This is a genomic window from Mesobacillus jeotgali (assembly GCF_031759225.1).
In the GTDB taxonomy this organism is placed as follows: domain Bacteria; phylum Bacillota; class Bacilli; order Bacillales; family Cytobacillaceae; genus Mesobacillus; species Mesobacillus jeotgali_B.
The window spans coordinates 1,861,502-1,885,150 of sequence record NZ_CP134494.1; the positions used below are offsets into that span (position 1 = coordinate 1,861,502).

The following is a 23,649-nucleotide window of genomic DNA, read 5'->3' on the forward strand; positions in this document are numbered from 1 at the left end:
AGAAAAGGAATTGATCCATTTCTCCTCATTTTTAATACTAACAGTTAACTCACTGCATTGAAGGCAGGCGGATACTCAATTTGTCCCTGTAATGCAGTTAATGAGCCTTTCTTTAGCTCGAGAGCCATGAATACTTCGTCAGGAACAGGGAAAGGAGCTTTTATGCCAAATTGGCTGGCTGGTGTAAAGCCAAAACGAGGATAAAAGTTTGGGTGCCCAAGGACAAAGACATGTTCATATCCTAAATCCTTGCATGCTTTGATTCCTTCGCTAACAAGCGCAGAACCGATTCCGCTATATTGATAGTCTGGTTTCACTGCCATTGGTGCAAGACCTATAGTAGGGAAAGTCCCATGTTGGGTAACAAGGTGGATGACACTGAAAAGGATATGGCCAATAATTTCACCGTCTTCTTTCGCTGCTACCAGGCTCAGCTTAGGGACGAATTGTTCCGATTCCCTTATAAGTTCAACCAAAGAAGCTTCATTTTCTCCATTGTCGAAAGCTAATACATTCAATTCCCTTATTCCTGTAACATCAGTGTTGTTTTCTGGGCGGATGATATAACTAGCGTTTTTCATATTTTTTATACTCCTTCCATACAAGGTTGGATGTGTTGGATTCTGTATTCGTAAATTCCTTATAATAACGTCTTTCATTTTCACCTGAAATGGAATCAATTTCATTAAACAACGAAATGAGAAATTCAAGATCCTCATTTATTTGCGCTTCATTCTGTCTATAATCTCTGCCGTTCTTTAGATTCATGGCCAATTCGCGGTACTGATTTGCAAGGGAATCTAGCATGTCTCCAATCAGTGATATTTTCCCGTTCATCATATAGTATTGTCTGCTTAATATAGTTATCTCTCCAATGTGGGCCGCTAACCAGAATTCCCCTTCTTTTTCTTTCATATGTCTGATCCATATATTTGGGTCGCCATCATTCTCCAATAGAAAAATAGAGCCCCGAACTGTGTGTTGAAATTCAAGCCCCAATTGACTCTTAAAATCTGCAATTCTGTTGTACTGGTAAATAGTAATGAAAAGAAGTAATGCAATGACAGCATAATTAAGGTAAATTACTCGTCTCGATTTCATGAAAACGCCCCTTAAGACAATTTAGGATTATTTTAGCAATAAATGCCTAATAATGGAATTAGTATTTTTGCCTATATTTTATATTTCATTTTCTTTCACTAAAACACACGTTTTCTGTTATGATAAAAGCTGGCTTTTTGCCGGGAATTACATTTATGAGGAGAACCTGAATGAAAAATAACCTTCCATTTACCATTACCAAGAATGATACGTTCTTCGAGTTATTAGGGGATTATATTGGTGATGTCTTTTATGATATATTGCCTGAAAAGGGCTATGAGCTGCGCGATGAACAGATTTATATGGCTTTCCAGGTGGAGCAGGCCTTTAAGAATAAAGGGATTGTTTTCGCAGAAGCAGGCGTCGGTACCGGTAAAACCTTCGTCTATCTTATTTATGCCATTTTATACGCAAGATACATGGGAAAGCCTGCGATTGTCTCCTGCTCGGATGAGACACTGATCGAGCAACTCGTAAAAGAGGGCGGTGATATCGAGAAACTCGAAAAGGCCTTAGACTTGAAGGTCGATGTCCGCCTGGCAAAAGCAAGAGAGCAGTATGTTTGTGTAAAGAAGCTAGATGACCTTTCAAATACATCGAACGATATAGAAATCCTTGATGTCCATGACCGGCTGCCAGATTTCATCTTTGATGAAGGAATTTCTATGAATTCCTTCACTCGCTATGGAGATCGAAAGGAATACCCATGGGTCACGAATGAAAAATGGTCATCAATGGCCTGGGACCCGCTCCAGCAATGCTCAACATGCAGCTGGCGCCACCGTTGCGGCCAAACATTGAATCGTGATTACTATCGTCATGCAGGCGATTTGATTATTTGCTCCCATGACTTTTACATGGAGCATGTATGGACGAAAGATTCACGTAAACGGGAAGGGCAGATGCCATTGCTTCCAGATGCTAGTACGGTGATTTTTGATGAGGGCCATTTGCTTGAATTCGCAGCGCAAAAGGGACTAACATACCGGTTCAACTCACAAACCTTGACCACTGTCCTGACGGGGTATATGCACCAGGACGTCCGAGAGGAGTCTCTTTATTTAATCGAGGATATTTTAGAACTCCATGATACATGGTTTGACCTCTTAGTTGAAAATTCATCTTCTGTCGAAGGCTCTAATCGAAAAGAAGTACCAATGCTGTCAAGTATCAGGAAAACTGCGGAAACACTTGAGAAAAAGGTTAGCGATTTAATGGACCAACTAGTTTTTGATGCGGAAATGTTCCTGATTGACGAGTACCATTTAAAAATCATGGAGGAGTATCTCGAGTTTTTCGCATATGGTATTTCAATTTTCTTGAAGAATGATGAAGGGATTTTCTGGCTTGAAGAAAATGAAGTGCAAACTTCGCTAGTCATCATGCCTCGGCTGGTTGAGGATATATTGAAAAAAGAAGTATTTTCACAGAACATCCCATTTGTATTTTCTTCTGCTACCTTGTCACAGGCTGGAGATTTCAGCTATATAGCGAAAAGCCTGGGGATTGAAAAATATACTTCCTTTACTGTAGCGTCCCCATTTGATTATGAAGAGCAAATGGAACTGGTCGCACACATCGAGGATGATGAAGTGAAGAAGTGGTGCAAGATAGGGGATGACCTTATTAGTAAGAAGGGCAGCTCGCTTGTTCTGTTCTCGTCTATGGAGGAAATGGAGCGATTCCGGGCATGGTCTGAAAACCAAGAATGGAGCTTCACTATCTTGTTTGAGGGTGACCGTGAAATCAGTGAAACAGTCAAAGAATTCCAGACTGACATTGAGACGGTTTTATGTTCCTACAGTCTATGGGAAGGATTGGACGTTCCAGGAGAGTCATTGATTCAAGTTATCATTGCTTCCTTGCCATTCCCGCCTCATGACCCAGTCTTCCAGGCGAAAAGAAAACATGCACAAAATCCGGCGCAAGAGGTAGATATTCCGTATATGCTCCTTCGCCTAAGACAAGGGATGGGGCGGTTGATCAGAACCAATCAAGACAGCGGTACCGTGCATATTTGGCTAACTCAAAATCAAAAAGCTGCACACTTTGAAAAATTAAAAGATGTGCTGCCTGTTCAACCCATACATTGGAAATAGAAAAATCCCGAAAGGCCGAAACCTTTCGGGATTTTTTTTAGTTAAAATCTGCAACCACACTTTCTGTGGCGGCGGTCACGATCGTCATCCCGATCATCCTGAGCGCCAGCTACTAAATCATCGATAATACAACGGCGCACGGCACGGCAGAGATCATCAAAATCGATTGTGGCTCTGACTCTGTCTCTGTCACGGTTAGGGTAAAATACGCCAGCGACATCATTGTTATTACGATTGTATCCCATTAGAAACTCAACTCCTTTCCATCATGAAGATACTTACACAATATCTTATGTGGAGACGGACAAGTTGTTAGGGTTTCTACCTATTCCTTTCATAAATGTGCTAGTCTCATAAATATGCTGCTTAGCAGTTTCATAGAAAATAAAAAAAGCAAGCGAAGACGCTTGCTTTTTTAATGCATATGGCGGTAGACACCGATAACTTTACCAAGAATGGATACATTACGAAGGATAATTGGATCCATCGTTGGGTTTTCCGGCTGCAGCCTGAAATAATCCTTTTCCTTAAAGAAGCGCTTTACTGTTGCCTCATCGTCCTCAGTCATCGCTACAACAATATCACCATTATTAGCAGTCTTTTGCTGCTTGACAATCACATAGTCCCCGTCAAGGATTCCCGCTTCGATCATACTGTCACCCATGATTTCGAGCATGAAAACCTGCTCATCATGTGGAACAAGGCGATCAGGGAGAGGGAAGTACTCTTCAACATTTTCAATGGCGGTAATCGGCATACCCGCTGTTACTTTACCAACAACAGGTACATTAACGACATTATACTTCGGAATACGGGCATCATCTTCTATCTCGAGAATTTCTATTGCACGCGGCTTAGTAGGATCGCGTCGAATCAAGCCTTTGCTCTCAAGCCTGGCAAGGTGTCCATGTACAGTGGAGCTGGAAGCAAGTCCAACTGCTTCACCTATTTCGCGGACGGATGGCGGATACCCTTTTTTCTTTACTTCGCCTTTTATGAATTCAAATATATCTTGTTGCCGCTTAGATAACTTTGTCATATTCACGCACCTCGTATATTTTCTTGTCCTAATTATACCATGTCTTTTTCATAGATACAAACATAAGTTCGAATTTCTGAGTTGACACAAAACAAATGTTCGCTTTATAATAAACTCAACAAACCGAACATATATTCGTTAAGGGGTGCCGAAATGAAAAAATTATGGGAAAACTATTCATATGCAATGATCTTGCTTGCTGTTAGCTTAATCTTCACAATGGTGGCAAAAGCTCAATTAAATAATGAAGAGGCATACATAACTGTTACTATAGAAGAAGGACAATCGCTATGGAAGATTGCTGAATCATTTGCCAGCGAACACAATTTATCTGAAAATGAATTTGTAAGCTGGGTAGAAAAGAAAAATGGAATTGTCGGAGAAATGGTCATTCCTGGTGACGAGCTGGTGATTCCAGTTGTGGCTGAACAGATCGAACCTACTCAGATTGCCGGAGCGGAAAAGTAGATTGGAATAGAATAAGGTGACAATATGAAAGCAATCATTTATTGCCGTGTAAGTACAACAAAAGAAACACAGGAATCTTCCCTTGCCAGGCAGGAAGAAGAGTTGCTTCGCCTGGCAGGCAGTTATGGCTTTGAAGTGGCCAGTATTATAAAAGAACAGGCCAGCGGTTATGACCTCGAAAGAGAAGGAATACTTGAACTGCTGGAATTGATAAAGGACAAAAAGATAGGGGCACTGCTGATCCAGGATGAAACGAGACTTGGAAGAGGAAATGCTAAAGTTGCGATCCTTCATTGTATCCTCAAAGAAAATGTGAAATTATATAGTGTCTCCCACAGTGGAGAGTTGCAGCTTTCTGAATCAGATTCCATGGTGCTCCAAATTGTCAGTATGGTTGAAGAGTATCAAAGGAAAATCCATAATATTAAAATTAAGCGGGGAATGAAACGAGCGATTGAGCACGGATACAAACCCCAGCGCAATTTGAAAAACCAGGGTGATCATTCCGGACGGGAACGAAAAGAGATGCCGATTGAGGAAATAGTCAGGCTGCGCAATAATGGGCTAACCTTTGCAGAAATCGCTGCTACTCTTAGGGGATTTGGATATAATGTATCAAAAGCAACTGTAAACCGAAGATATCTTGAGCACGTAGAAGCAGAAGAATAAAAGCTCAATTCTTGTAAAATCCCAACAATTTTAGTAAGATGACATTTGACGTAATTTTTTACAAAGGAGCTTTACAATGCTATCAAGTGATAAAATTGCTAGAATCAACGAACTGGCAAGGAAAGCAAAATCATCTAAATTGACAGAAGAAGAAGCAAAGGAACAGACAAAGCTTAGAGCAGAATATCTACAGTCTTTCCGCTCTTCTATGCTTAATACACTTAAAGGTGTTACCATTGTGGACCCAGAAGGAAATGATGTTACGCCTGAAAAACTCAAAGACGAAAAAGCGAAGAACAAGCTTCATTAAATATATGCGAATTTGGAATACATACAGAATGTATTCCCTTTTTATTTTTAGCATATTTCTTAATACTAAAGAAGGAATTGTAGATAGGGTGTAATCTGCTTGTTTCATCTCCTGATTTAGTGGAAATTAGACTAAAGTGGATAGACATTACTCTGTCTTCGAACTGTAAAAGCACGTCTTAGCATCTATATTTTTTTCACCTGCAGAGTCGTGCATTTACATATCATCAGTGAGTTTGTGTCAAAATAAATAACAATACGGCCTTTTCTGTCTCTTTCAGGCACAATTTGTTGTATAATAATTTCTCTCGCTATAATATTAAGGATGTAGCTAGTACCTATAGAAAGGATGTATATAATGTTTAAAGAAATTGATATGCTTTCAATTGATTCCATTCGAACATTATCAATTGATGCAATTGAAAAAGCTAACTCCGGCCACCCAGGTATGCCGATGGGGGCAGCACCGATGGCTTACACACTGTGGACTCGTTATATGAACATCAATCCTAAGAATCCTGAATGGTTCAACCGAGATCGTTTCGTTCTATCTGCTGGTCATGGTTCAATGCTGCTATACAGCTTGCTGCACCTTGCAGGTTATGACTTAACGATGGACGATATTAAACAGTTCCGTCAGTGGGGAAGCAAGACTCCAGGTCATCCTGAGTTCGGACACACTGCCGGTGTAGACGCAACAACTGGACCACTTGGCCAGGGAATTGCTATGGCAGTCGGCATGGCTATGGCGGAGCGCCATCTTGCTGCTGTCTACAACAAGGATAACTATAATCTTGTTGATCACTATACATACACCATTTGCGGTGACGGCGATCTAATGGAAGGTGTTTCTGCTGAAGCGGCATCTCTTGCAGCCCACCTAAAATTAGGCAAAATGATCGTTCTTTATGATTCAAACGATATTTCTCTTGATGGCGACCTTGATAAATCATTCTCCGAAAGTGTTGAAGGCCGTTTCAAGTCATATGGCTGGCAGTATATCCGAGTTGAAGATGGTAACAACCTTGAGGAAATCGCTAAAGCGATCGAGGAAGCAAAAACGGATGCAGATCGTCCAACAATGATCGAAGTGAAAACGATCATCGGATACGGTTCACCTAACCTTTCAGGTAAGTCAGATGTTCATGGAGCTCCACTGGGTGCTGATGAACTGAAGCTTACGAAGGAAGCCTATAAGTGGACTTTTGAAGAGGACTTCCATGTACCAAGCGAAGTTTATGAGCACTTCAAACAGCAAATCGCTGAAAAAGGTGAACAGACAGAACAGGCATGGAACGAACTTTTTGCAAAATATAAGAGCGAATATCCTGAACTAGGAGCCCAGCTTGAAAAATCAATGAAGGGTGAGTTAGTAGAAGGATGGGATAAAGACATTCCAGTATATGAAGAAGGCAAGAGCCTCGCGAGCCGTGCATCTTCTGGTGAAGCACTTAACGGTATTGCGAAAAATCTTCCTTACTTAATCGGCGGGTCCGCTGACCTTGCTGGATCAAACAAAACAATGATCAAGGGAACAGGCGACTTCTTCCCAGGTTCATTCGAAGGCCGTAACATCTGGTTTGGTGTTCGTGAGTTCGCCATGGGTGCTGCAATGAACGGTATAGCTTTACACGGTGGACTTAAGATTTTTGGCGGAACATTCTTTGTGTTCTCTGACTACTTAAAGCCGGCAATCAGACTTGCAGCATTAATGGGCTTGCCTGTAACATACGTCTTCACTCATGACAGTATTGCAGTAGGAGAAGATGGACCTACTCACGAACCAGTTGAGCAGCTAGCGGGACTGCGTGCAATGCCGAACTTGTCAGTGATTCGTCCTGCAGATGGCAACGAGACAGCCGCTGCTTGGAAGCTTTCTATTGAATCTACAAAGACGCCTACGGCACTTGTGTTGACACGCCAAAACTTACCGACGATTAAAGATACTGATAAGAACGCATATGAAGGCGTATCTAAAGGTGCTTACGTCATTTCTCCAGCTGGAAAAGACAATGCTGATGCATTGCTTCTTGCTGCAGGGTCGGAAGTTGGCCTAGCCGTTAAGGCACAGGAAGCTTTGGCTTCTGAGGGTATTGATGTAGCTGTTGTAAGTATGCCTTCATGGGACCGCTTCGAACAACAGTCCAAGGAATATAAAGAAAGCGTCATTCCTAAGTCTGTCAAGAAGCGTCTTGGAATTGAGATGGGATCTTCACTAGGATGGCATCGTTACGTTGGTGACGAAGGGGAAGTTCTTGCAATCGATACATTCGGTGCATCAGCTCCAGGAGAAAAGATCATGGAAGAGTACGGATTCTCCGTGAACAATGTAGTTGCACGCGTAAAAGCATTGCTAGAGCAAAACTAAATAATTGTAAAGAGCACGGAACCATTGATGGTTTCGTGCTCTATTTTGTTTGGCAAAAAATAATGGGTATTCATGTTGTATTAAAAAAGAGGAGTATCCGCTTTTTTATCCATGTATAAAATTGCACCCAATAACGGATAATGTTAAAATAGTTACGAACTGGTGTTCCTAATTTTATGAAAGAGGTGCTTAGATGATTACAGGAATTGTCCCTTATCTAGTCACAAATGGAAATGGTCAGGAAGCAGTGAAGTTTTATCAGGAGGCTTTAGGAGCCGAAGTAGTTAGTCTCCAAACATTTGGTGATATGCCTCCAAATCCTGAATATCCACTTCCCGAAGAAGCAAAGAACCGAGTATTGAACGCTCAGATGAACATTGGAAATGCGAAACTGATGCTATCTGATACATTTCCAGGACACCCATTTCAGCTTGGATCTCAGGTGACGATTGCACTCTTGGTGGATAACGCTTCTGAAGCAAAAGGAATTTTCGAAAAGCTCCAGGTAGACGGAAAAGTAACAATGCCACTTCAGGAAACATTCTGGAGCCCGGCTTACGGCCAGGTGACTGATAAGTTTGGGGTCGAGTGGCAAGTATCAACTGAAGAGAAGAAATAATTCCTAAGCTGGACTGTTAAGGCAGTCTGGCTTATTTTAATTACAAGGATTGAAATCATATTAGATGTGGAATCAATGATAATATTACTTTGGTCTAATGGGAGGTCTGTACCATGTCAGGCAAATTTGAAGGAAAGACGGTCATCATAACCGGTGGATCGAATGGGATTGGAAAAGGAATTGCGGAAGCTTTTGCAAAAGAGTATGGTAATGTGTGCATAGCGGATATAGATGAGGTAAAGGGGAAAGAACTAATTACTACCTTAGAAAAGTTAGGTGGACAAGCTGCCTTTTACCAAACAGATGTCAGGAAAGAAGACGACCTTCTCTCCCTGGTGGAAGGTGTCATCAATGACTTTGGTCGGATTGATATATTGGTCAATAATGCCGGGGTGTCTAGATTCAAGCCATTATTTGAGCTCACAACTAAGGAATGGGAAGATGTTGTTTTTACCAATCTCAGAAGTGCATTCATTGGATCCCGTGAGGCTGCCAGAAGAATGGATGAAGGTGGAAGGATCATCAATATAGCATCAACAAGGGCAACCATGTCTGAACCTAATTCCGAGGCTTATGCTTCCTCTAAAGGAGGAATTGTTGCCTTGACACATGCACTTGCCGCTTCGCTTCAAGAGAAGGGAATCACAGTCAACTCTATAAGTCCAGGCTGGATCCAGACAGAAGATTATGATGGATTACGTGAAAAAGACCATCTTCAGCACTGGTCCAACCGAGTCGGGAAGCCAGAGGATATAGCCAAAGCATGCCTCTATTTAGCTGACCCGGAGAACGATTTTATTAATGGACAGGATCTTGTAATTGATGGAGGAATGACACGTAAGATGATCTATGAAGATTAAACTAAATGAGGGAGCGGGCATATTGATTGCAGCTCCCTTTTAAATTTTCGTTATTTTTTATATTATAGGAGGGAAGAGAACGAAATTTGGGAGAGAAATCATGAATGAAATACACAAAAAAGAAACCCAAAAAGAAAAAGCAAGTCCAGAGAAATTTCAATCTGGCCATCTTACTGTTTATCAGTTTCATTGGTTTTTTTCTGCTTGATAGATTCCTGGAATTATATAATGAAAGTCTAAAAAAAATGAATGTTAGTGTGAATAGTTCGATAGGAGAGGTAGCCAAATATACGCCAATCATAGAGGGTGAATTGAAAAAGGTTGGACTTGAAGGTCACACCGTCACGGTGGCTGCATTGATGATGCAGGAAAGCAGGGGGAAGGGCGGCGACCCTATGCAAGCTTCTGAATCTTTGGGGTTAGCTCCTAACAGTATCCAGGATCCCCAGCAAAGCATCCAGCAAGGTGTAAAGTACTATCAGCGTGTTGTGAATCACGGCAATAAAATGCAAGTGGATTTTCCAACAATCATCCAGTCATACAACATGGGAATCGGCTATATTGATTTTATCGCAAAAAATGGGGGAAAACATAGCGAGGAGCTGGCAAAAAAGTTCTCCATGATCCAAGTTGAAAAAAATCCGCAAACCTATGATTGCGGCGGCGATAAAAATAATTTCCGCTATCCCTATTGCTATGGTGATTTCACCTATAGCACCAAGGTAGCAAAACATATGGAATCCATTACAGTCAGTATTCCAGATAATTTTGGGGAGGAAAATTCAAAGCGCTCCTTTTAAGTTGAAAAATATAGCAAATAATTAATTTGAACATCCGTGTCTTAGGATGTTTTTTTATTTTTAAAAATTCTTCCGCAGGCAGGAAAAAAGAATGAGCACGGTAAATATATTAGTAATAAATACCCAATACTAATAATTAGGAGGTGTGTACAAATGTTTGAATATGGTAAGGAAATTCCACTGGACGGTGCAGCTGTAAAACAGGGAGTTCAGCCAGGAAACATGGATGAAAAGGAAATTTCGGAAGGTGCTGTTTTCAGCTTCGACCACCGAATGGATATTCCATTGGACGGTGTGAAATAAGCAGTAAAAAAGCCTGAATAACAGGCTTTTTTGCTGTGTTAAAATTGTTTTGCAAGTTCGTTCGCACGCTGGATGGCTTGTTGCTTAATTTCCTGAGCTTTATCAGGCATAGCTGCCATTCCTTCGATTGCCAATGTTTCAGCATCGGTAATACCCATGAACGCCAAAACCGCACGCAGGTAGCGATCACCGAATTCCAAATCCTTCGCAGGACCTTCTGAGTAAATGCCGCCACGGGCTTGAATATGAAGAGCCTTCTTGCCTCCAAGCAAACCAACCGGACCTTCTGCCGTATACTTGAATGTTTTTCCTGCAATCGCAATGTTATCAATATAGGCTTTCATTTTTGGCGGGAAGCTGAAGTTCCAGAATGGCGTGACAAAGATATATTTATCTCCGGCAACAAACTGATCCGTCAGTTTATTGATTGCGCTCACTTTATGTTTTTCATCGTCGCTAAGCTGGTCAAAAGCGGAACCTTGCTGTAATTTGCCCCAGCCGCTAAAGACATCTGTATCGATAAATGGAACATCCATTTTATATAGATCCAGTCTAATTACCTCATCGTCTGGATTTTTTTCACGGTAAGCTTTAATGAACTCCTCGCCCACCGATAAACTGAAAGATTCCTCAACCGGTTTTGGATTCGCTGTAATGTAAAGTACTGTAGCCATGCATAGTCATCCTTTCTTTTTCTTATCAACATTGATATATTCCCCCCATTACCGACTGGTATTCCTTATATGGCAAAATTTTTAACAAACCTCTAATTTCGTGACAATTGAAATTTGGAATTTTATAATAAAAAGTAAGAAAGTTTTGAATTCGACATAATTAGTGGATTTTCTCGGCATCTTTAGACAAACGCAGACCAAACGTTTTCCTATAATAAAGACAAAAGCTTGTCTGCAGAGGAGGGGATCAGGTGAGATCCTACCAGCTATATCTAATAGAAGATGAATTTGCCTCCCATTATTTCGGAAGAGAACGGATGTTTTATCAATTGTTTTTGGAATATAGCCAAGCAAACCATGATCTTAAATCAATCATCGCCAAGCAAGTCAAATTCGTTACGAAAGCCATTCCTGTACTTCGTATCCATCAGCTCCTTCATCAACAGCTTTCCAAGGCAAAGGGATTCCATGTTGAGAATGGCATATATATTTATGAAAACAAATCAAATAATAGCTCTGCCACACTTAAAGTGCATGAAAGATGGCTGGAGTTGGAATCCCATGGACAAGTAGACGCAGAAACTGTCTTTTTTGAGATCCTTCGAAAATGTGAATCATCCTTCCTGGCCATCGACCTTGAATCAAATAAATATGGCTGGCTTAAGCCGATAAAAGAACGGAAATATGTCTAGTTAATGCAGATATTACTATTGATGATTTTAACTAAAGGCGGATTAATACAAAAAGTTTTGAAATTGAATTGTTTTAATAGAGAAAAAAACCTGCAGATATTGTATAATAACTGTTGGTTTAGTACACTGTATGTTAGACAACATGAAGGAGGAAGTTTTTATGTGGACGTATATTCTAGTTGGTATACTGGCACTAATTGTCGGTGTAGCGCTAGGATTTTTCATTGCTCGTAAATACATGGAGAGCTACTTGAAGAAAAATCCGCCAATCAACGAACAAATGCTTAAAATGATGATGATGCAAATGGGAATGAAACCATCCCAGAAGAAGATCAATCAAATGATGTCAGCAATGAACAAGCAGACAGGAAAATAACAACGGACAAGCACTCATTTTATGTGAGTGCTTTTCTTATTTTGGGTAAAGTTTTAGGGAGAACAGGATATTGAAGAAGGAAGTAATAGACATTTTGAGCTGGGGATGGGGTCAAAATGTCTAAGAAACGGACTTTAATGGACACTTTGAAGTGTGGATGAATGCAAAATGTCTAAGAAATAGGCTTTAATAGACATTTTAAAGAGCAGCAGAGTTCAAAATGTCTAAGAAATAGGTTTTAATAGACATTTTAAAGAATGGCTAAGATTAAAATGTCTAATAAACGGGCTTTACTAGACAGTTTGAAATATGGGTGAGATTAAAATGTCTAATAAACAGACATCTATAGACATTTTGACTTATGGGTTAAAATCAAAATGACTAAGAAGAAGGCTTTAATAGAAATTTTACAGCGTATTGAGGGAGAGAAAAGAATTTTATCAGAAACCAATAAATCGAATCGAAAAAATAACGCTGGAAAAGGGCGTTATTTTTGCTTGGGCGCTTTATCAGAGGACTGATCTTTTGTACCTTGCTGGAAGATGGAATCGAAAAATTCGTCAGCGGTTTCCATTACGCCTCCATGAAGCTGGCCGTCGGCACCAACTTTGTTTTTATCACCTTTAACCGGATTATGGATTCTTACCATAGTAAGCTCACCTCCTGTATTTAGACTTTGTTATCACAGACCGAATTAATCCGCTAGCCATTTGTTAATCTATGGCAGGACATCTATTAGCAAATACAGAATAAGAAACCAAAGATATTTTAAAAAGGGGATTATTCAAATGTATCAATATTTCAACCGGCTGGTCATTCGCGAAGGCACAGAAGGGGTACCGGCAGAAAAAGTGGAGAAACTTTTTGAAGACGCAGGGTGGGCGCGGAAAACTCCCGTATGGCAAAAAGAAAAGTACTCACTGATGTTCAATAATTCAACCTGGGCTTTTACAGTCTGGGATCAAAACGAAATGGTCGGGATGGTAAGGGTCATCTCGGACAGAATTATGGCTGCGAACATTTTGGACCTGGCAGTTTTATCAGATTACCAGGGAAAAGGGATTGGCCAGAAGCTTGTACAGCTTTGCGTACAAAAACTCCCACATGGAGACTGGTTTGCCCATACATCTGCTAATAATTTCAGCTTTTATGAGAAATGCGGTTTTGAGGTAAAGGATCCTTCTCAAAATGGAACCTGCGCGTATTATGGGTTTATCCAAGCACGTAAAGACGGACACAGATAGGAGTGCTGTCATTGAATCAACATGAATTTGAAGTAGTCATACGGCAGCCAGCAAATATCAGGTATGAATACTTCATCAAAAAGGTAGTAGATTATGAAGAAATATGGGGGCTTTATAATGAAGGTTGGGCATCTGCTCAAGATGACAAAGGCAATGTTCTGATTCCTTTGTACCCTAATGAGCAGTTCGCAGAAGCCTTTGCTAAATATGAATGGGAAGGCTGCAGGCCTAAGAAAATTGAATTGGAGTATTTCCTTGAAAAGTGGCTTCCAGGGATGAAGTCTGATGGAGTTAAGCCATCCATTTTCCCAACCGACACAGACTCTGCTGTAATGGATGTGGATACGCTGCGTGAAGATATTGAAGAGGAGCTGGAGAAGTACTAATTAAAAAAAGATGGATATAAACAATATATTAAACATACCCAATGTGGTATAATTTGAGCATCTTGATTTCAGAAAGTGAGTTTTGGATATGACACGTCAAACTGATGAGGCAGCTGCGGTTGAAAGTAAACAGGGGTGGCTGCAGCCTTATGTAGAATCACCAGAAAAACAAAAAGCCTTATATAAAAGAACATTATTAATCGTGGTTTTATCACAGATTTTCGGTGGAGCAGGCCTTGCCGCCGGGATAACGGTCGGGGCCTTATTGGCGAAGGATATGCTTGGCACTGACACAGTGGCCGGTCTGCCGACTGCGCTTTTCACATTAGGTTCTGCCGGGGCAGCACTCATTGTCGGACGCCTGTCACAACGATATGGCAGGCGAGCTGGTCTTGCCTCTGGATTCTTAACTGGTGGAATCGGTGCGATTGGTGTCATCATAGCCGCAGTGACAAATAATATCTTTTTGCTTTTTGCGTCACTATTGGTTTATGGTGCGGGAAGTGCGACAAATTTACAGGCACGCTATGCAGGGACGGACCTGGCCAGTTCAAAACAGCGAGCGACTGCAGTCAGTATTGCAATGGTTTCGACTACGTTCGGTGCTGTAGCAGGCCCTAACCTTGTAGAGGCAATGGGGCGATTTGCGCTATCTGTAGGAGTTCCGGCACTGTCAGGGCCATTCATTCTCGCAGCTGCCGCCTATATTGTAGCAGGCTTGGTATTATTGGTCTTCCTTCGGCCAGATCCTTTTGTGGTTGCCAGGGCGATTGCAGTAGCTGAGCGAAATGCTAAAACCAGTTCGCCTGATTATGTAGAAGAAACCCTCGTTACAGATAAGCGTGGAATAGGAGTTGCAGCGCTTATTATGGTGCTCACTCAAATGGTGATGGTAGCGATCATGACGATGACTCCAGTCCATATGGGCAGTCATGGACATGGTTTAAGCGCCGTTGGTATGGTCATTGGATTCCACATCGGTGCAATGTATCTGCCGTCTTTATTGACTGGTGTTCTTGTTGATAAAATCGGGCGTGCGACAATGGCGGTAGCTTCAGGTGTCACACTGCTGTTATCCGGCATTATGGCTGCTGTCGCTCCTGGTGAATCAATGTTCTGGATCACCCTTGCTCTCATTCTTCTCGGGCTCGGCTGGAACTTCGGACTAATCAGCGGAACTGCTCTTCTTGTCGATGCGACAAATCCGACGAACCGTGCAAAAATGCAAGGGACTGTTGATGTGTTAGTCGCGTTGTCAGGGGCATCCGGCGGAATGCTTTCCGGCATGGTTGTTGCGAATTCAAGCTTTGCCTTTCTGTCGCTTGCAGGAGGAGTGCTGGCATTAGTATTGATACCATTTGTAATATGGTCAAATAAAAAATAAATGTAATGATGCTAAGGGTCTGGATTATTTCAGGCTCTTTTCTTTGGGCAATTTGCAGGTTTTTACATCGCCTTTGCCGAACTTGTTTTGTTGAAAATTTGCAGAAAGAGTTGGTCTTGATGAGTAAATTAGTGATTTTGAGTGATTTAAGATATCTTCATAGCGATTTAAAGAAAAAAATCAATGAATTAACAAGCCAGAAGTCTTTTAAATTGGCTTATATCCCATCGCAAACGGATAAAGAGAGATGGTATTTTGAAAAAGCCAAGCCAGAGTTTAAAGAATTGGGTATTACGGAATTCTTTTATTTTGATGTTGACCAAGAGTTTGATTGGTCTCAGATTGAAGAGTTTAAAAACTGTGACGGCATTTTTCTGTCAGGGGGGAATACGTATCTATTTTTGAAAAACTTGCAGGAAAAGAAAATCGTTTCGTTTATTACGGAAATGGTGGAAAAAGGGAAGCTCTTAATCGGAGTCAGTGCCGGAAGTATAATTATGTCCAAGAGTATCAAGATTGCCGAATTCCATGATCAAAATGAAGTCCAGCTATCGGACTTAACTGGGTTAGGAATGGTGAATTTTGAATTCATGCCACATTGGAATAGAGAGAAAGGTCAGCAAGACGCACTGTCCAACTATTCGCTTTACCAGGAAGAGAGCATTTTTACATGTAATGATGGTGATGGAATTATCATTGATGGAGGCAAGGTCGAGTTTTACGGTGATATAAAAGAAATCCGAAAAGGTGCATGGCTATAAATGGATGATATACAATGCTCTATTGGACAAACATCAGGTGTAAGCCGAAAAAAGGGACCGATAGAGGGGGTATATCGGACAAACAAAGGTCATCAGACAGTAAAAATGTCCGATAGAAGAGCTCTATAGGACAAACAGAAGGTATAAGCCGTAAAAAATGTCCGATAGAAGAGCTCTATCGGACAAACAAAAGGTATAAGCCGTAAAAAATGTCCGATAGAAAGGCTCTATCGGACAAACAGAAGGTATAAGCCGTAAAAAATGTCCGATAGAAAGGCTCTATCGGACAAACAGAAGGCATAAGCCGCAAAAAGTGTCCGATAGAAGAGCTCTATCGGACAAACAGAAGGCATAAGCCGGAAAAAGTGTCCGATAGAAGAGCTCTATCGGATAAACAGAAGGCATAAGCCGCAAAAAGTGTCCGATAGAGGTCTAAACTAGATTAGTCCTTTAATTTTCGAAACAACATCTTTTGGGCTGAACGGTTTTAAAATGTATTCGCTGGCTCCTAATTCTTCTCCTCGTTTAAGGTCATTGGCTTCTCCTTTAGCAGAAAGCATGATGACTGGTGTGTCCTTTGTCTTCCTGATTTCCTCCAACACTGAAAAACCATTCATTCCAGGCATTAATATGTCCAGAATGATGACGTCAAAGGGTTCCTTCATCGCGATCTCCAAAGCTGCTTCTCCGTTGTCTGCAACTTCAACCACAAACGATTCTCTTTCTAAGTACATTTTTAATAATTGGCTAATTCTTTGTTCGTCCTCAGCAACTAGCACTCTCTTTCCCATGTTTTCCCCCTGAAATGTCTTTGTTAATTGTAAGTATACACTATTGATGAGTTGTTTTCTTCAATGGCGTGGGAAATTAATCCACATAAAAAAATTGATTTTGAAAAATGAACGTGATAATATGTGACCTATAATGATTTAATTCATACTATACTTATAGGAATTATAATAATTAAATCGGAGTGAATGAAAATGGGTCGGGAATTTATCCCCTTATTTGATGATTGGGCAGAATTTTACGAGAACACAGTGTCTGGGCTTGATATTGAATACAGAGAGGTATTTGAAAATTATGATAAAATATTAGAAACAGTTGCCATAAAGTCTAACAATACAGTTTTGGAGTTTGGAGTAGGTACAGGGAATCTGACCGAAAAGCTGATTTCATTAGGAAGAGTTGTATATGGAGTAGAGCCTTCCAAAGTGATGAGAGAAAAAACAAAAGAACGTTTCAAGGATTTGCATTTATACGATGGGGATTTCCTAAACTTCCCGGAGCTTCGTGGAAAAGTAGATTCGATCGTAAGCACGTATGCATTCCATCATTTAACAGATGAAGAAAAGGATACAGCCCTCAAGTTGTACAGCACACTCTTGGGTGACCAAGGGAAAATTGTGTTTGCTGATACTGCTTTTGTAAATGAAGAACACCGGGAAGAACAGCATCGAATCGTAAAAGAGCAGGGATATGAAAATCTGTTTGCTGATCTAAAAAGAGAGTACTATACAACGCTCGAAATTTTGGAGAGGCTTTTCGAGAAAAACGGATTTCAGGTTTCTTTTGAAAAAATGAACTCTTATGTTTGGCTGATGGAAGCTGTTAGAGTAAGTAAAATTTAACATGGTATTGGAGAGTTGCAGCAATGAGAGTTGGAATAATCGGAGCAATGGATGAAGAGGTTGATTTACTGCGCAGCAAGCTAGAGGATCGGGAAGATACGATTCTAGCAGGAAGCGAATTTTATCAAGGGAAGATTGATAGTTTAGAAGTTGTGCTTTTGAAATCTGGCATCGGAAAAGTGAACGCGGCATTGGGAACGGCATTGTTGATTGAGAAATTCGAGCCGAATGTCATTATCAATACTGGATCTGCAGGCGGCTTCCACAAGGATCTCAATGTAGGGGATGTGGTCATTTCTACTGAAGTGAGACACCATGACGTTGATGTTACGATTTTTGGGTATGAATATGGCCAGGTCCCGAGGATGCCAGCATATTTTGCTCCGGATGATAAGCTTGTAGCTGCAGCAGTAAAGAGCGCAGAACAAATTGATGGTATCCAGGTTGTTAATGGATTGATCGCATCTGGCGATTCCTTTATGAATGATCCAGAGAGGGTTGAATTCATCAGGACAAAACTGCCCGATTTGTATGCTGCCGAAATGGAGGCAGCAGCAATCGCGCAGGTAGCATATCAATTTGAAAAACCATTTGTCATTATCAGGTCGCTCTCCGATATTGCCGGCAAAGAGTCGAATATTTCATTTGACCAATTCTTGGAAACAGCAGCGAAAAATTCCGCAGAACTGATTTTACTAATGTTAGAGGAGTTGAAGAAGTAATGGTAAAGAAAATGAATGTTGAAAGTTTTAATTTAGATCACACGAAGGTGGTTGCACCATATATCCGTTTGGCAGGAACAACACAGGGTGCCAATGGCGATGTCATCCACAAATATGATATTCGCTTCTGCCAGCCGAACAAGGAGCATATGGAGATGCCTGGCCTTCACTCACTAGAACATTTAATGGCAGAAAACATTCGCAATCACCATGGAAGTGTCGTTGATATTAGTCCAATGGGCTGCCAGACTGGTTTTTATTTGTCAGTGATCAACCATGATGACTACGACAATATTTTAGAAGTATTAGAAGAAACTCTTAAAGATGTGCTTGAAGCGGATGAGGTTCCTGCCTGCAATGAAATCCAGTGCGGATGGGCAGCAAGCCACAGCCTTGAGGGAGCAAAAGAAATTGCAGCAAAAATGCTGGAAAAGAAAGATGAATGGCGCCAGGTATTTGCTGAATAAGGAGAGTTAAATGCAATGACGGTTTACCGCAGTATCCATGAATTGATAGGCAATACACCTATGGTTGAACTTACCCAATTCCATTTGCCAAACGATGTCCGCTTATACGCAAAGCTGGAATACTTAAACCCAGGAGGCAGCATTAAAGACCGGCTGGGAGTAGAGATGCTCGACGAGGCATTACGTACAGGCAAGTTGGAAAAAGGCGGCACTCTGATTGAGCCAACTGCTGGGAACACGGGGATCGGGCTGGCGTTGGCAGCAATCAACAAAGGCATTGATGTTATCTTTGTAGTGCCAGAAAAATTCAGCATTGAAAAACAAACGGTGATGAGGGCTCTCGGTGCAAACATCATCCATACACCTACATCGGATGGGATGGAAGGAGCAATCCGCAAAACGGAACAATTGCTTGCAGAAATCCCTAATTCCTACTCACCATCTCAATTTTCCAATCCGTCAAATCCAGAAACTTATTATAAAACGCTGGGACCAGAGATTTGGAAAGACTTGGATGGCAGAATTAATATTTTCATAGCAGGAGCGGGAACCGGAGGAACATTTATGGGTACTGCAAAGTTTTTAAAAGAGAAAAATCCAATGATAAAGACCGTCATTGTTGAACCAGAAGGATCAATTCTAAATGGAGGAGAGTCTGGTCCCCATAAAACAGAAGGAATCGGAATGGAATTCCTTCCGCCATATATGGACTCTGCTTTATTCAATGAGATCTATACCATTTCGGATAAAGATGCATTTGACACCGTGAAGGAGCTCTCGGCTAGAGAGGGAATACTTGCTGCAAGCTCGTCTGGCGCAGTTCTTCACGCAGCTTTACAAGAAGCACGAAAAGCCCCTCCTGGCACAAACATCGTTACCGTCTTTCCGGACGGCAGTGAGCGTTACTTAAGCAAAAAAATCTATGAGGGGGGAATTTAAATGAAACGTAAAACTAAAATGATACACGGCGGTATTCCCGGAGATAAAACGACAGGCGCGGTTTCATTTCCAATTTATCAGGTAAGTACTTACAAACAAGATGATGTAGGAGTCCATAAAGGATATGAATATTCACGGACAGGTAATCCAACCAGGTTTGCTTTAGAGGAGTTGATCAAGGATCTGGAGGAAGGGAAAAGAGGATTTGCCTTTGGTTCTGGAATGGCGGCAATCACAGCCGTGATGATGCTCTTTAATTCAGGAGACCACATCATTTTGACTGATGATGTTTATGGCGGGACTTACAGGGTGATGAACAAGGTCCTTAACCGGATTGGCATTGAGTCAACATTTGTGGATACTACAGACCTTGAAGCAGTAAAGGCTGCGATTCAGCCAAATACAAAGGCACTATATATCGAGACACCTACAAATCCGCTTTTAAAAGTAACGGACATTAAAGCCTGTGCAGAGCTGGCAAAAGAACATGGATTGCTGACCATTGTCGACAATACATTCAGCACGCCATACTGGCAGACGCCGCTCACTCTTGGTGCTGATATGGTCCTTCATTCTGCGACTAAGTATCTAGGCGGCCACAGTGATGTAGTGGCAGGATTGGTCGTCGTGAATGATGACCAGCTGGCTGAGGACCTGCATTTTGTCCAAAACTCTACCGGCGGGATTCTTGGGCCGCAGGATTCCTGGCTGCTAATACGGGGTATTAAAACTTTGGGCCTCCGGATGGAAGCGCACGAGGCAAACACGAAGAAAATTGTCGAGTTTCTCTCAGATCACAAAGGTGTTGAAAAGATCTATTATCCCGGTCTGGAAACGCATCCTCAGCATGCCATCGCAAAAGAACAGGCAGGAGGATTCGGAGGCATGGTCAGCTTTGACGTTGGAAGCGCTGAAAAAGCGGCTGAGGTGTTATGCAAAGTAAAATACTTCACACTTGCTGAGAGTCTCGGCGCAGTGGAAAGCTTAATATCTGTTCCGGCCAAAATGACCCATGCATCCATACCTGCTGAGCGCAGAGCGGAACTGGGCATTACTAATGGGTTAATCCGCATTTCCGTCGGTATTGAAGATGCAGAAGACCTGATAGAGGATTTGAAACAGGCATTGCAATAGAGAGAGTGAGCAAATTGGCGCCATGTGTGCAAAATAGGTAACCAATGAAGCTGATTGGATTGCTGAAAAACCAGATATTAGGTAAAGTAGGTAACCAATGTAGCCGATTGACGCCCAAAAAACCGAGATTTGTGAAAAATAGGTCACCAATACAGTCTATTGACGCCCAAAAAACCGAGATTTGTGAAAAATAGGTCACCAATACAGTCTATTGGCGTCCAAAAAACCGAGATTTGCGAAAAATAGGTAACCAATGCAGCCGATTGGCGCCCTGAAAAACAAGATTCGCTAAAAATAGGTCACCAATACAGTCTATTGGTGACCAAAAAACCGAGATTTATGAGAAATAGGTCAGCAATAGGATTAGAGAATGAAAAGAGGCACCGGATTTTCCTCCGGTGCCTTATTTATGTTCCTCTTTTTAAGAGGCCTTCTGCTCAGCAAAAGAAACCTTATGTGCAGCTTTATTAGCTTTGAACACATTGAACACTAAATTCAAGGCAATCGCTGTTAAGCTCCCTGCAACGATTCCGTTATCTGTCAGGATTCTGATGCTTGAAGGCATTTGTGAGAATAATTTCGGCACGGCTGTCACACCGAGTCCCATTCCAACCGAGCAAGCAATGATCAATAGATTTTCCTGTGATGCAAAATCTACTTTGCTTAGCATCTTAATTCCATATGCAACGACCATACCGAACATGGCAATCATAGCCCCTCCAAGAACAGGGGTTGGTATGATGGTGGTTAATGCGCCGATTTTCGGCACAAGTCCAAGCAGTACAAGGAAGGCTCCTGCTGTGTAGATCACATTCTTTGTTTTGACTCCGGACAGCTGAAGAAGTCCAACGTTTTGTGAATAAGTGGTATAAGGAAAAGCATTAAAGAATGCTCCGAGGATAATCGCAAGTCCCTCGGCGCGATACCCGCTAGCAAGATCTTTCTCTTCCAGCTTTTCTTCACAAATATCACCAAGAGCAAAGTATACTCCTGTTGACTCAACAAGACTAACCATGGCAACCAGGACCATCGTCAGGATTGCTGATACTTCAAAGGTTGGCAGGCCGAAGTAGAATGGAGCTGGCATATGAAGCCAGGAAGCGTCTGCGACTGCTGTGAAATTCACCATTCCCATAAAATATGCAACTGCCGTTCCAGCGACTAATCCTAACAAAATAGCTATAGAACGAACAAATCCTTTAAAGAAACGGAATAGCACAATAATGAACAGCAAAGTACCAAAGGCGAGTCCGATATTGGAAAGAGAGCCAAAGTCAGGACTGCCCTGGCCGCCTGCCATGTTATTCATCGCAACAGGGATTAAAGTGATCCCAATTATCGTTACAACAGATCCGGTTACAACTGGAGGGAAGAACCTGACTAGCTTTCCAAAGAATTTTGAAATCGCGACCACAAATATCCCTGAAACAAGGATGGATCCGTAAATTGCTGATATACCATATTGTCCGCCAATAGCGATCATAGGTCCTACGGCTGTGAAGGTGCAGCCAAGAACGACTGGAAGACCGATACCGAAAAATTGATTTCTCCATACCTGCAGAAGCGTTGCAATACCGCACATGAAAATATCAATCGAAACTAAGTAAGTCAACTGTTCTCCTGTCAAACCGAGAGCTCCTCCAACAATCAGAGGAACAATCACGGCTCCAGCATACATCGCAAGTACATGCTGAATTCCTAATGAAGCTATCTTAAAAGGATTCTGTTTCATCGTGTCAATTCCACCTTTGTCTCAGTAGTAGGTTGTTCAAAGCTGACTAAACCATTTTCCAGAGAGCTGATAATCGCCAATGATTCGACCCGGTAGCCCTTTTCCCTCAGAGTGGAACCACCATCCTGGAATCCTTTTTCTATCAAAATTCCGATTCCTGCAACAGTGGCTTTTGCCTTGTTTGCTATTTCTGCGAGACCGAGTGCCGCTTGTCCATTGGCAAGAAAATCGTCTATGATTAGCACCCTATCGTCTTCCGAAAGGTAATGACTAGAAACGGAAATTTCACTGTTCTCTTCCTTGGTAAAAGAGTAGACAGATGCTGTGATCAAGTCATTTACAAGAGTCAAAGATTTTCTTTTTCTGGCGAAAACAACTGGCACATTGAGCCGAAGTCCAGTCATCACCGCAGGAGCGATTCCGGAGGATTCAATTGTCAGGATTTTAGTAATGCCGGAATGAGCAAACCGCCCGGCAAATTCCTTTCCAATCTCATCCATCAGCCTCGGGTCAATCTGGTGGTTAAGGAATGAATCCACCTTTAGCACTGACGATGACAGGACAGTTCCTTCATTCTTAATCTTTTCAATAAGCAATTCCATCGTATTCCTCCTCATAAATGAGGGCCCTGAAGCATAAAAAAGCCCAAAACCCTGCATTCACATCATAAAATGAGTGAAGCAATGGCCTTGGGCTGTTGAATTAGCTGCTGGCAAATAGAGGTTTGGATGACCCCTGCACTGCTCACTCATAGTCGGATTATTTACGGTAATCCGGTAGAAACTTGCAGGCCATATCCCCGCGATTATATGAGTGAATGTTTAATTTATAAATATTATATCACTATTTTAATTTGATTCAACAGATAATAC

General features: G+C 41.6%; 28 protein-coding genes and 1 riboswitch. Of the genes, 20 read left to right on the forward strand and 8 right to left on the reverse strand.

The features are described 5' to 3' along the window. Window positions 1-44 precede the first annotated feature (44 nt). The gene (locus tag RH061_RS09180; protein ID WP_311075560.1) at window positions 45-581 is read right to left on the reverse strand and encodes a GNAT family N-acetyltransferase; all 537 of its coding nucleotides are present in this window, start codon (window positions 579-581) and stop codon (window positions 45-47) included. Further along, window positions 568-1,101, reverse strand: a complete 534-nt coding sequence (locus tag RH061_RS09185; RefSeq protein WP_311075561.1) for a hypothetical protein — start codon at window positions 1,099-1,101, stop codon at window positions 568-570. Before RH061_RS09185 ends, RH061_RS09180 begins: the two co-directional genes overlap by 14 nt. A gap of 170 nt (window positions 1,102-1,271) precedes the next feature. Here RH061_RS09185 and RH061_RS09190 point away from each other — a divergent pair, with 170 nt between their 5' ends. After that, complete coding sequence (locus tag RH061_RS09190) at window positions 1,272-3,200, forward strand: ATP-dependent DNA helicase (RefSeq protein WP_311075563.1); 1,929 nt, start codon at window positions 1,272-1,274, stop codon at window positions 3,198-3,200. Window positions 3,201-3,615: 415 nt separating this feature from the next. On the opposite strand, the gene lexA is transcribed toward RH061_RS09190, so the two are convergent. Further along, window positions 3,616-4,239, reverse strand: a complete 624-nt coding sequence (lexA, locus tag RH061_RS09195) for a transcriptional repressor LexA (RefSeq protein ID WP_167832965.1) — start codon at window positions 4,237-4,239, stop codon at window positions 3,616-3,618. 153 nt (window positions 4,240-4,392) lie between these two features. On the opposite strand from lexA, the gene yneA reads away from it, so the two are divergent. From yneA to RH061_RS09235, 8 genes are all read left to right on the forward strand, one after another. Beyond that, on the forward strand, window positions 4,393-4,707 hold the full coding sequence (gene yneA / locus RH061_RS09200) for a cell division suppressor protein YneA (RefSeq protein ID WP_311075565.1): 315 nt from the start codon (window positions 4,393-4,395) through the stop codon (window positions 4,705-4,707). 24 nt (window positions 4,708-4,731) lie between these two features. Continuing rightward, window positions 4,732-5,376, forward strand: a complete 645-nt coding sequence (locus tag RH061_RS09205; protein WP_311075566.1) for a YneB family resolvase-like protein — start codon at window positions 4,732-4,734, stop codon at window positions 5,374-5,376. 76 nt (window positions 5,377-5,452) lie between these two features. Further along, window positions 5,453-5,686, forward strand: coding sequence for a DUF896 domain-containing protein (locus RH061_RS09210; RefSeq protein ID WP_167832968.1), 234 nt, complete (start codon window positions 5,453-5,455; stop codon window positions 5,684-5,686). 357 nt (window positions 5,687-6,043) lie between these two features. Further along, on the forward strand, window positions 6,044-8,053 hold the full coding sequence (tkt, locus tag RH061_RS09215; RefSeq protein WP_311075569.1) for a transketolase: 2,010 nt from the start codon (window positions 6,044-6,046) through the stop codon (window positions 8,051-8,053). 193 nt (window positions 8,054-8,246) lie between these two features. After that, window positions 8,247-8,672, forward strand: a complete 426-nt coding sequence (locus tag RH061_RS09220; protein ID WP_311075571.1) for a VOC family protein — start codon at window positions 8,247-8,249, stop codon at window positions 8,670-8,672. A gap of 113 nt (window positions 8,673-8,785) precedes the next feature. After that, complete coding sequence (locus RH061_RS09225; RefSeq protein ID WP_311075572.1) at window positions 8,786-9,532, forward strand: SDR family NAD(P)-dependent oxidoreductase; 747 nt, start codon at window positions 8,786-8,788, stop codon at window positions 9,530-9,532. A 104-nt stretch (window positions 9,533-9,636) separates the two neighbouring features. After that, entirely contained in the window at window positions 9,637-10,332 is a 696-nt protein-coding gene (locus RH061_RS09230) for a lysozyme family protein (protein ID WP_311075574.1), read from the forward strand. A gap of 153 nt (window positions 10,333-10,485) precedes the next feature. Continuing rightward, on the forward strand, window positions 10,486-10,635 hold the full coding sequence (locus RH061_RS09235) for a hypothetical protein (RefSeq protein WP_311075576.1): 150 nt from the start codon (window positions 10,486-10,488) through the stop codon (window positions 10,633-10,635). Between the two features lie 38 nt (window positions 10,636-10,673). Here RH061_RS09235 and RH061_RS09240 read toward each other — a convergent pair whose 3' ends face one another. Further along, window positions 10,674-11,309, reverse strand: coding sequence for an FMN-dependent NADH-azoreductase (locus RH061_RS09240; RefSeq protein WP_311075577.1), 636 nt, complete (start codon window positions 11,307-11,309; stop codon window positions 10,674-10,676). Between the two features lie 251 nt (window positions 11,310-11,560). On the opposite strand from RH061_RS09240, the gene sirA reads away from it, so the two are divergent. Together sirA and RH061_RS09250 are read left to right on the forward strand one after the other, a co-directional pair. Beyond that, window positions 11,561-12,001 carry a sporulation inhibitor of replication protein SirA gene (gene sirA / locus RH061_RS09245; protein WP_311075578.1) on the forward strand — a complete coding sequence of 147 codons (441 nt, stop codon included), beginning with the start codon at window positions 11,561-11,563 and terminating at the stop codon, window positions 11,999-12,001. A gap of 160 nt (window positions 12,002-12,161) precedes the next feature. Further along, complete coding sequence (locus tag RH061_RS09250; protein WP_167832979.1) at window positions 12,162-12,377, forward strand: YneF family protein; 216 nt, start codon at window positions 12,162-12,164, stop codon at window positions 12,375-12,377. A 487-nt stretch (window positions 12,378-12,864) separates the two neighbouring features. On the opposite strand, the gene RH061_RS09255 is transcribed toward RH061_RS09250, so the two are convergent. Beyond that, window positions 12,865-13,026 carry a hypothetical protein gene (locus RH061_RS09255; RefSeq protein WP_311075580.1) on the reverse strand — a complete coding sequence of 54 codons (162 nt, stop codon included), beginning with the start codon at window positions 13,024-13,026 and terminating at the stop codon, window positions 12,865-12,867. 139 nt (window positions 13,027-13,165) lie between these two features. On the opposite strand from RH061_RS09255, the gene RH061_RS09260 reads away from it, so the two are divergent. The 4 genes from RH061_RS09260 (at window position 13,166) to RH061_RS09275 (ending at window position 16,152) form a co-directional block, all read left to right on the forward strand. Beyond that, window positions 13,166-13,621: a GNAT family N-acetyltransferase gene (locus RH061_RS09260; RefSeq protein WP_311075581.1), complete on the forward strand. Its 456-nt coding sequence runs from the start codon at window positions 13,166-13,168 to the stop codon at window positions 13,619-13,621. Window positions 13,622-13,623: 2 nt separating this feature from the next. Next, entirely contained in the window at window positions 13,624-14,007 is a 384-nt protein-coding gene (locus RH061_RS09265; protein WP_311075582.1) for a DUF2750 domain-containing protein, read from the forward strand. A gap of 88 nt (window positions 14,008-14,095) precedes the next feature. Beyond that, entirely contained in the window at window positions 14,096-15,391 is a 1,296-nt protein-coding gene (locus RH061_RS09270; RefSeq protein WP_311075583.1) for an MFS transporter, read from the forward strand. 119 nt (window positions 15,392-15,510) lie between these two features. Beyond that, on the forward strand, window positions 15,511-16,152 hold the full coding sequence (locus RH061_RS09275) for a Type 1 glutamine amidotransferase-like domain-containing protein (protein ID WP_311075584.1): 642 nt from the start codon (window positions 15,511-15,513) through the stop codon (window positions 16,150-16,152). Window positions 16,153-16,589: 437 nt separating this feature from the next. On the opposite strand, the gene RH061_RS09280 is transcribed toward RH061_RS09275, so the two are convergent. Then, entirely contained in the window at window positions 16,590-16,943 is a 354-nt protein-coding gene (locus RH061_RS09280) for a response regulator transcription factor (protein ID WP_311075585.1), read from the reverse strand. Window positions 16,944-17,135: 192 nt separating this feature from the next. Between RH061_RS09280 and RH061_RS09285 the strand changes: the two genes are divergently transcribed. From RH061_RS09285 to RH061_RS09305, 5 genes are read left to right on the forward strand one after another with little or no spacing between them, the layout of a single operon-like run. Next, the gene (locus RH061_RS09285; protein WP_311075586.1) at window positions 17,136-17,783 is read left to right on the forward strand and encodes a class I SAM-dependent DNA methyltransferase; all 648 of its coding nucleotides are present in this window, start codon (window positions 17,136-17,138) and stop codon (window positions 17,781-17,783) included. 23 nt (window positions 17,784-17,806) lie between these two features. Further along, window positions 17,807-18,505: a 5'-methylthioadenosine/S-adenosylhomocysteine nucleosidase gene (gene mtnN / locus RH061_RS09290; RefSeq protein ID WP_311075587.1), complete on the forward strand. Its 699-nt coding sequence runs from the start codon at window positions 17,807-17,809 to the stop codon at window positions 18,503-18,505. Next, window positions 18,505-18,972: an S-ribosylhomocysteine lyase gene (locus tag RH061_RS09295; RefSeq protein ID WP_311075588.1), complete on the forward strand. Its 468-nt coding sequence runs from the start codon at window positions 18,505-18,507 to the stop codon at window positions 18,970-18,972. Before mtnN ends, RH061_RS09295 begins: the two co-directional genes overlap by 1 nt. 15 nt (window positions 18,973-18,987) lie before the next feature. Further along, complete coding sequence (locus RH061_RS09300) at window positions 18,988-19,911, forward strand: PLP-dependent cysteine synthase family protein (RefSeq protein ID WP_311075589.1); 924 nt, start codon at window positions 18,988-18,990, stop codon at window positions 19,909-19,911. Next, window positions 19,912-21,045 carry a bifunctional cystathionine gamma-lyase/homocysteine desulfhydrase gene (locus RH061_RS09305; RefSeq protein WP_311075590.1) on the forward strand — a complete coding sequence of 378 codons (1,134 nt, stop codon included), beginning with the start codon at window positions 19,912-19,914 and terminating at the stop codon, window positions 21,043-21,045. 421 nt (window positions 21,046-21,466) lie between these two features. Here RH061_RS09305 and RH061_RS09310 read toward each other — a convergent pair whose 3' ends face one another. Together RH061_RS09310 and RH061_RS09315 are read right to left on the reverse strand one after the other, a co-directional pair. After that, a complete protein-coding gene (locus tag RH061_RS09310; RefSeq protein WP_311075591.1) occupies window positions 21,467-22,777 on the reverse strand; it encodes a nucleobase:cation symporter-2 family protein in 1,311 nt (436 codons plus the stop codon). After that, a complete protein-coding gene (locus RH061_RS09315) occupies window positions 22,774-23,379 on the reverse strand; it encodes a xanthine phosphoribosyltransferase (RefSeq protein WP_311075592.1) in 606 nt (201 codons plus the stop codon). The genes RH061_RS09310 and RH061_RS09315 overlap by 4 nt, the downstream gene beginning before the upstream one ends. A gap of 129 nt (window positions 23,380-23,508) precedes the next feature. Continuing rightward, a riboswitch (purine riboswitch) is annotated at window positions 23,509-23,610 on the reverse strand. Between the last annotated feature and the right edge of the window lie 39 nt (window positions 23,611-23,649).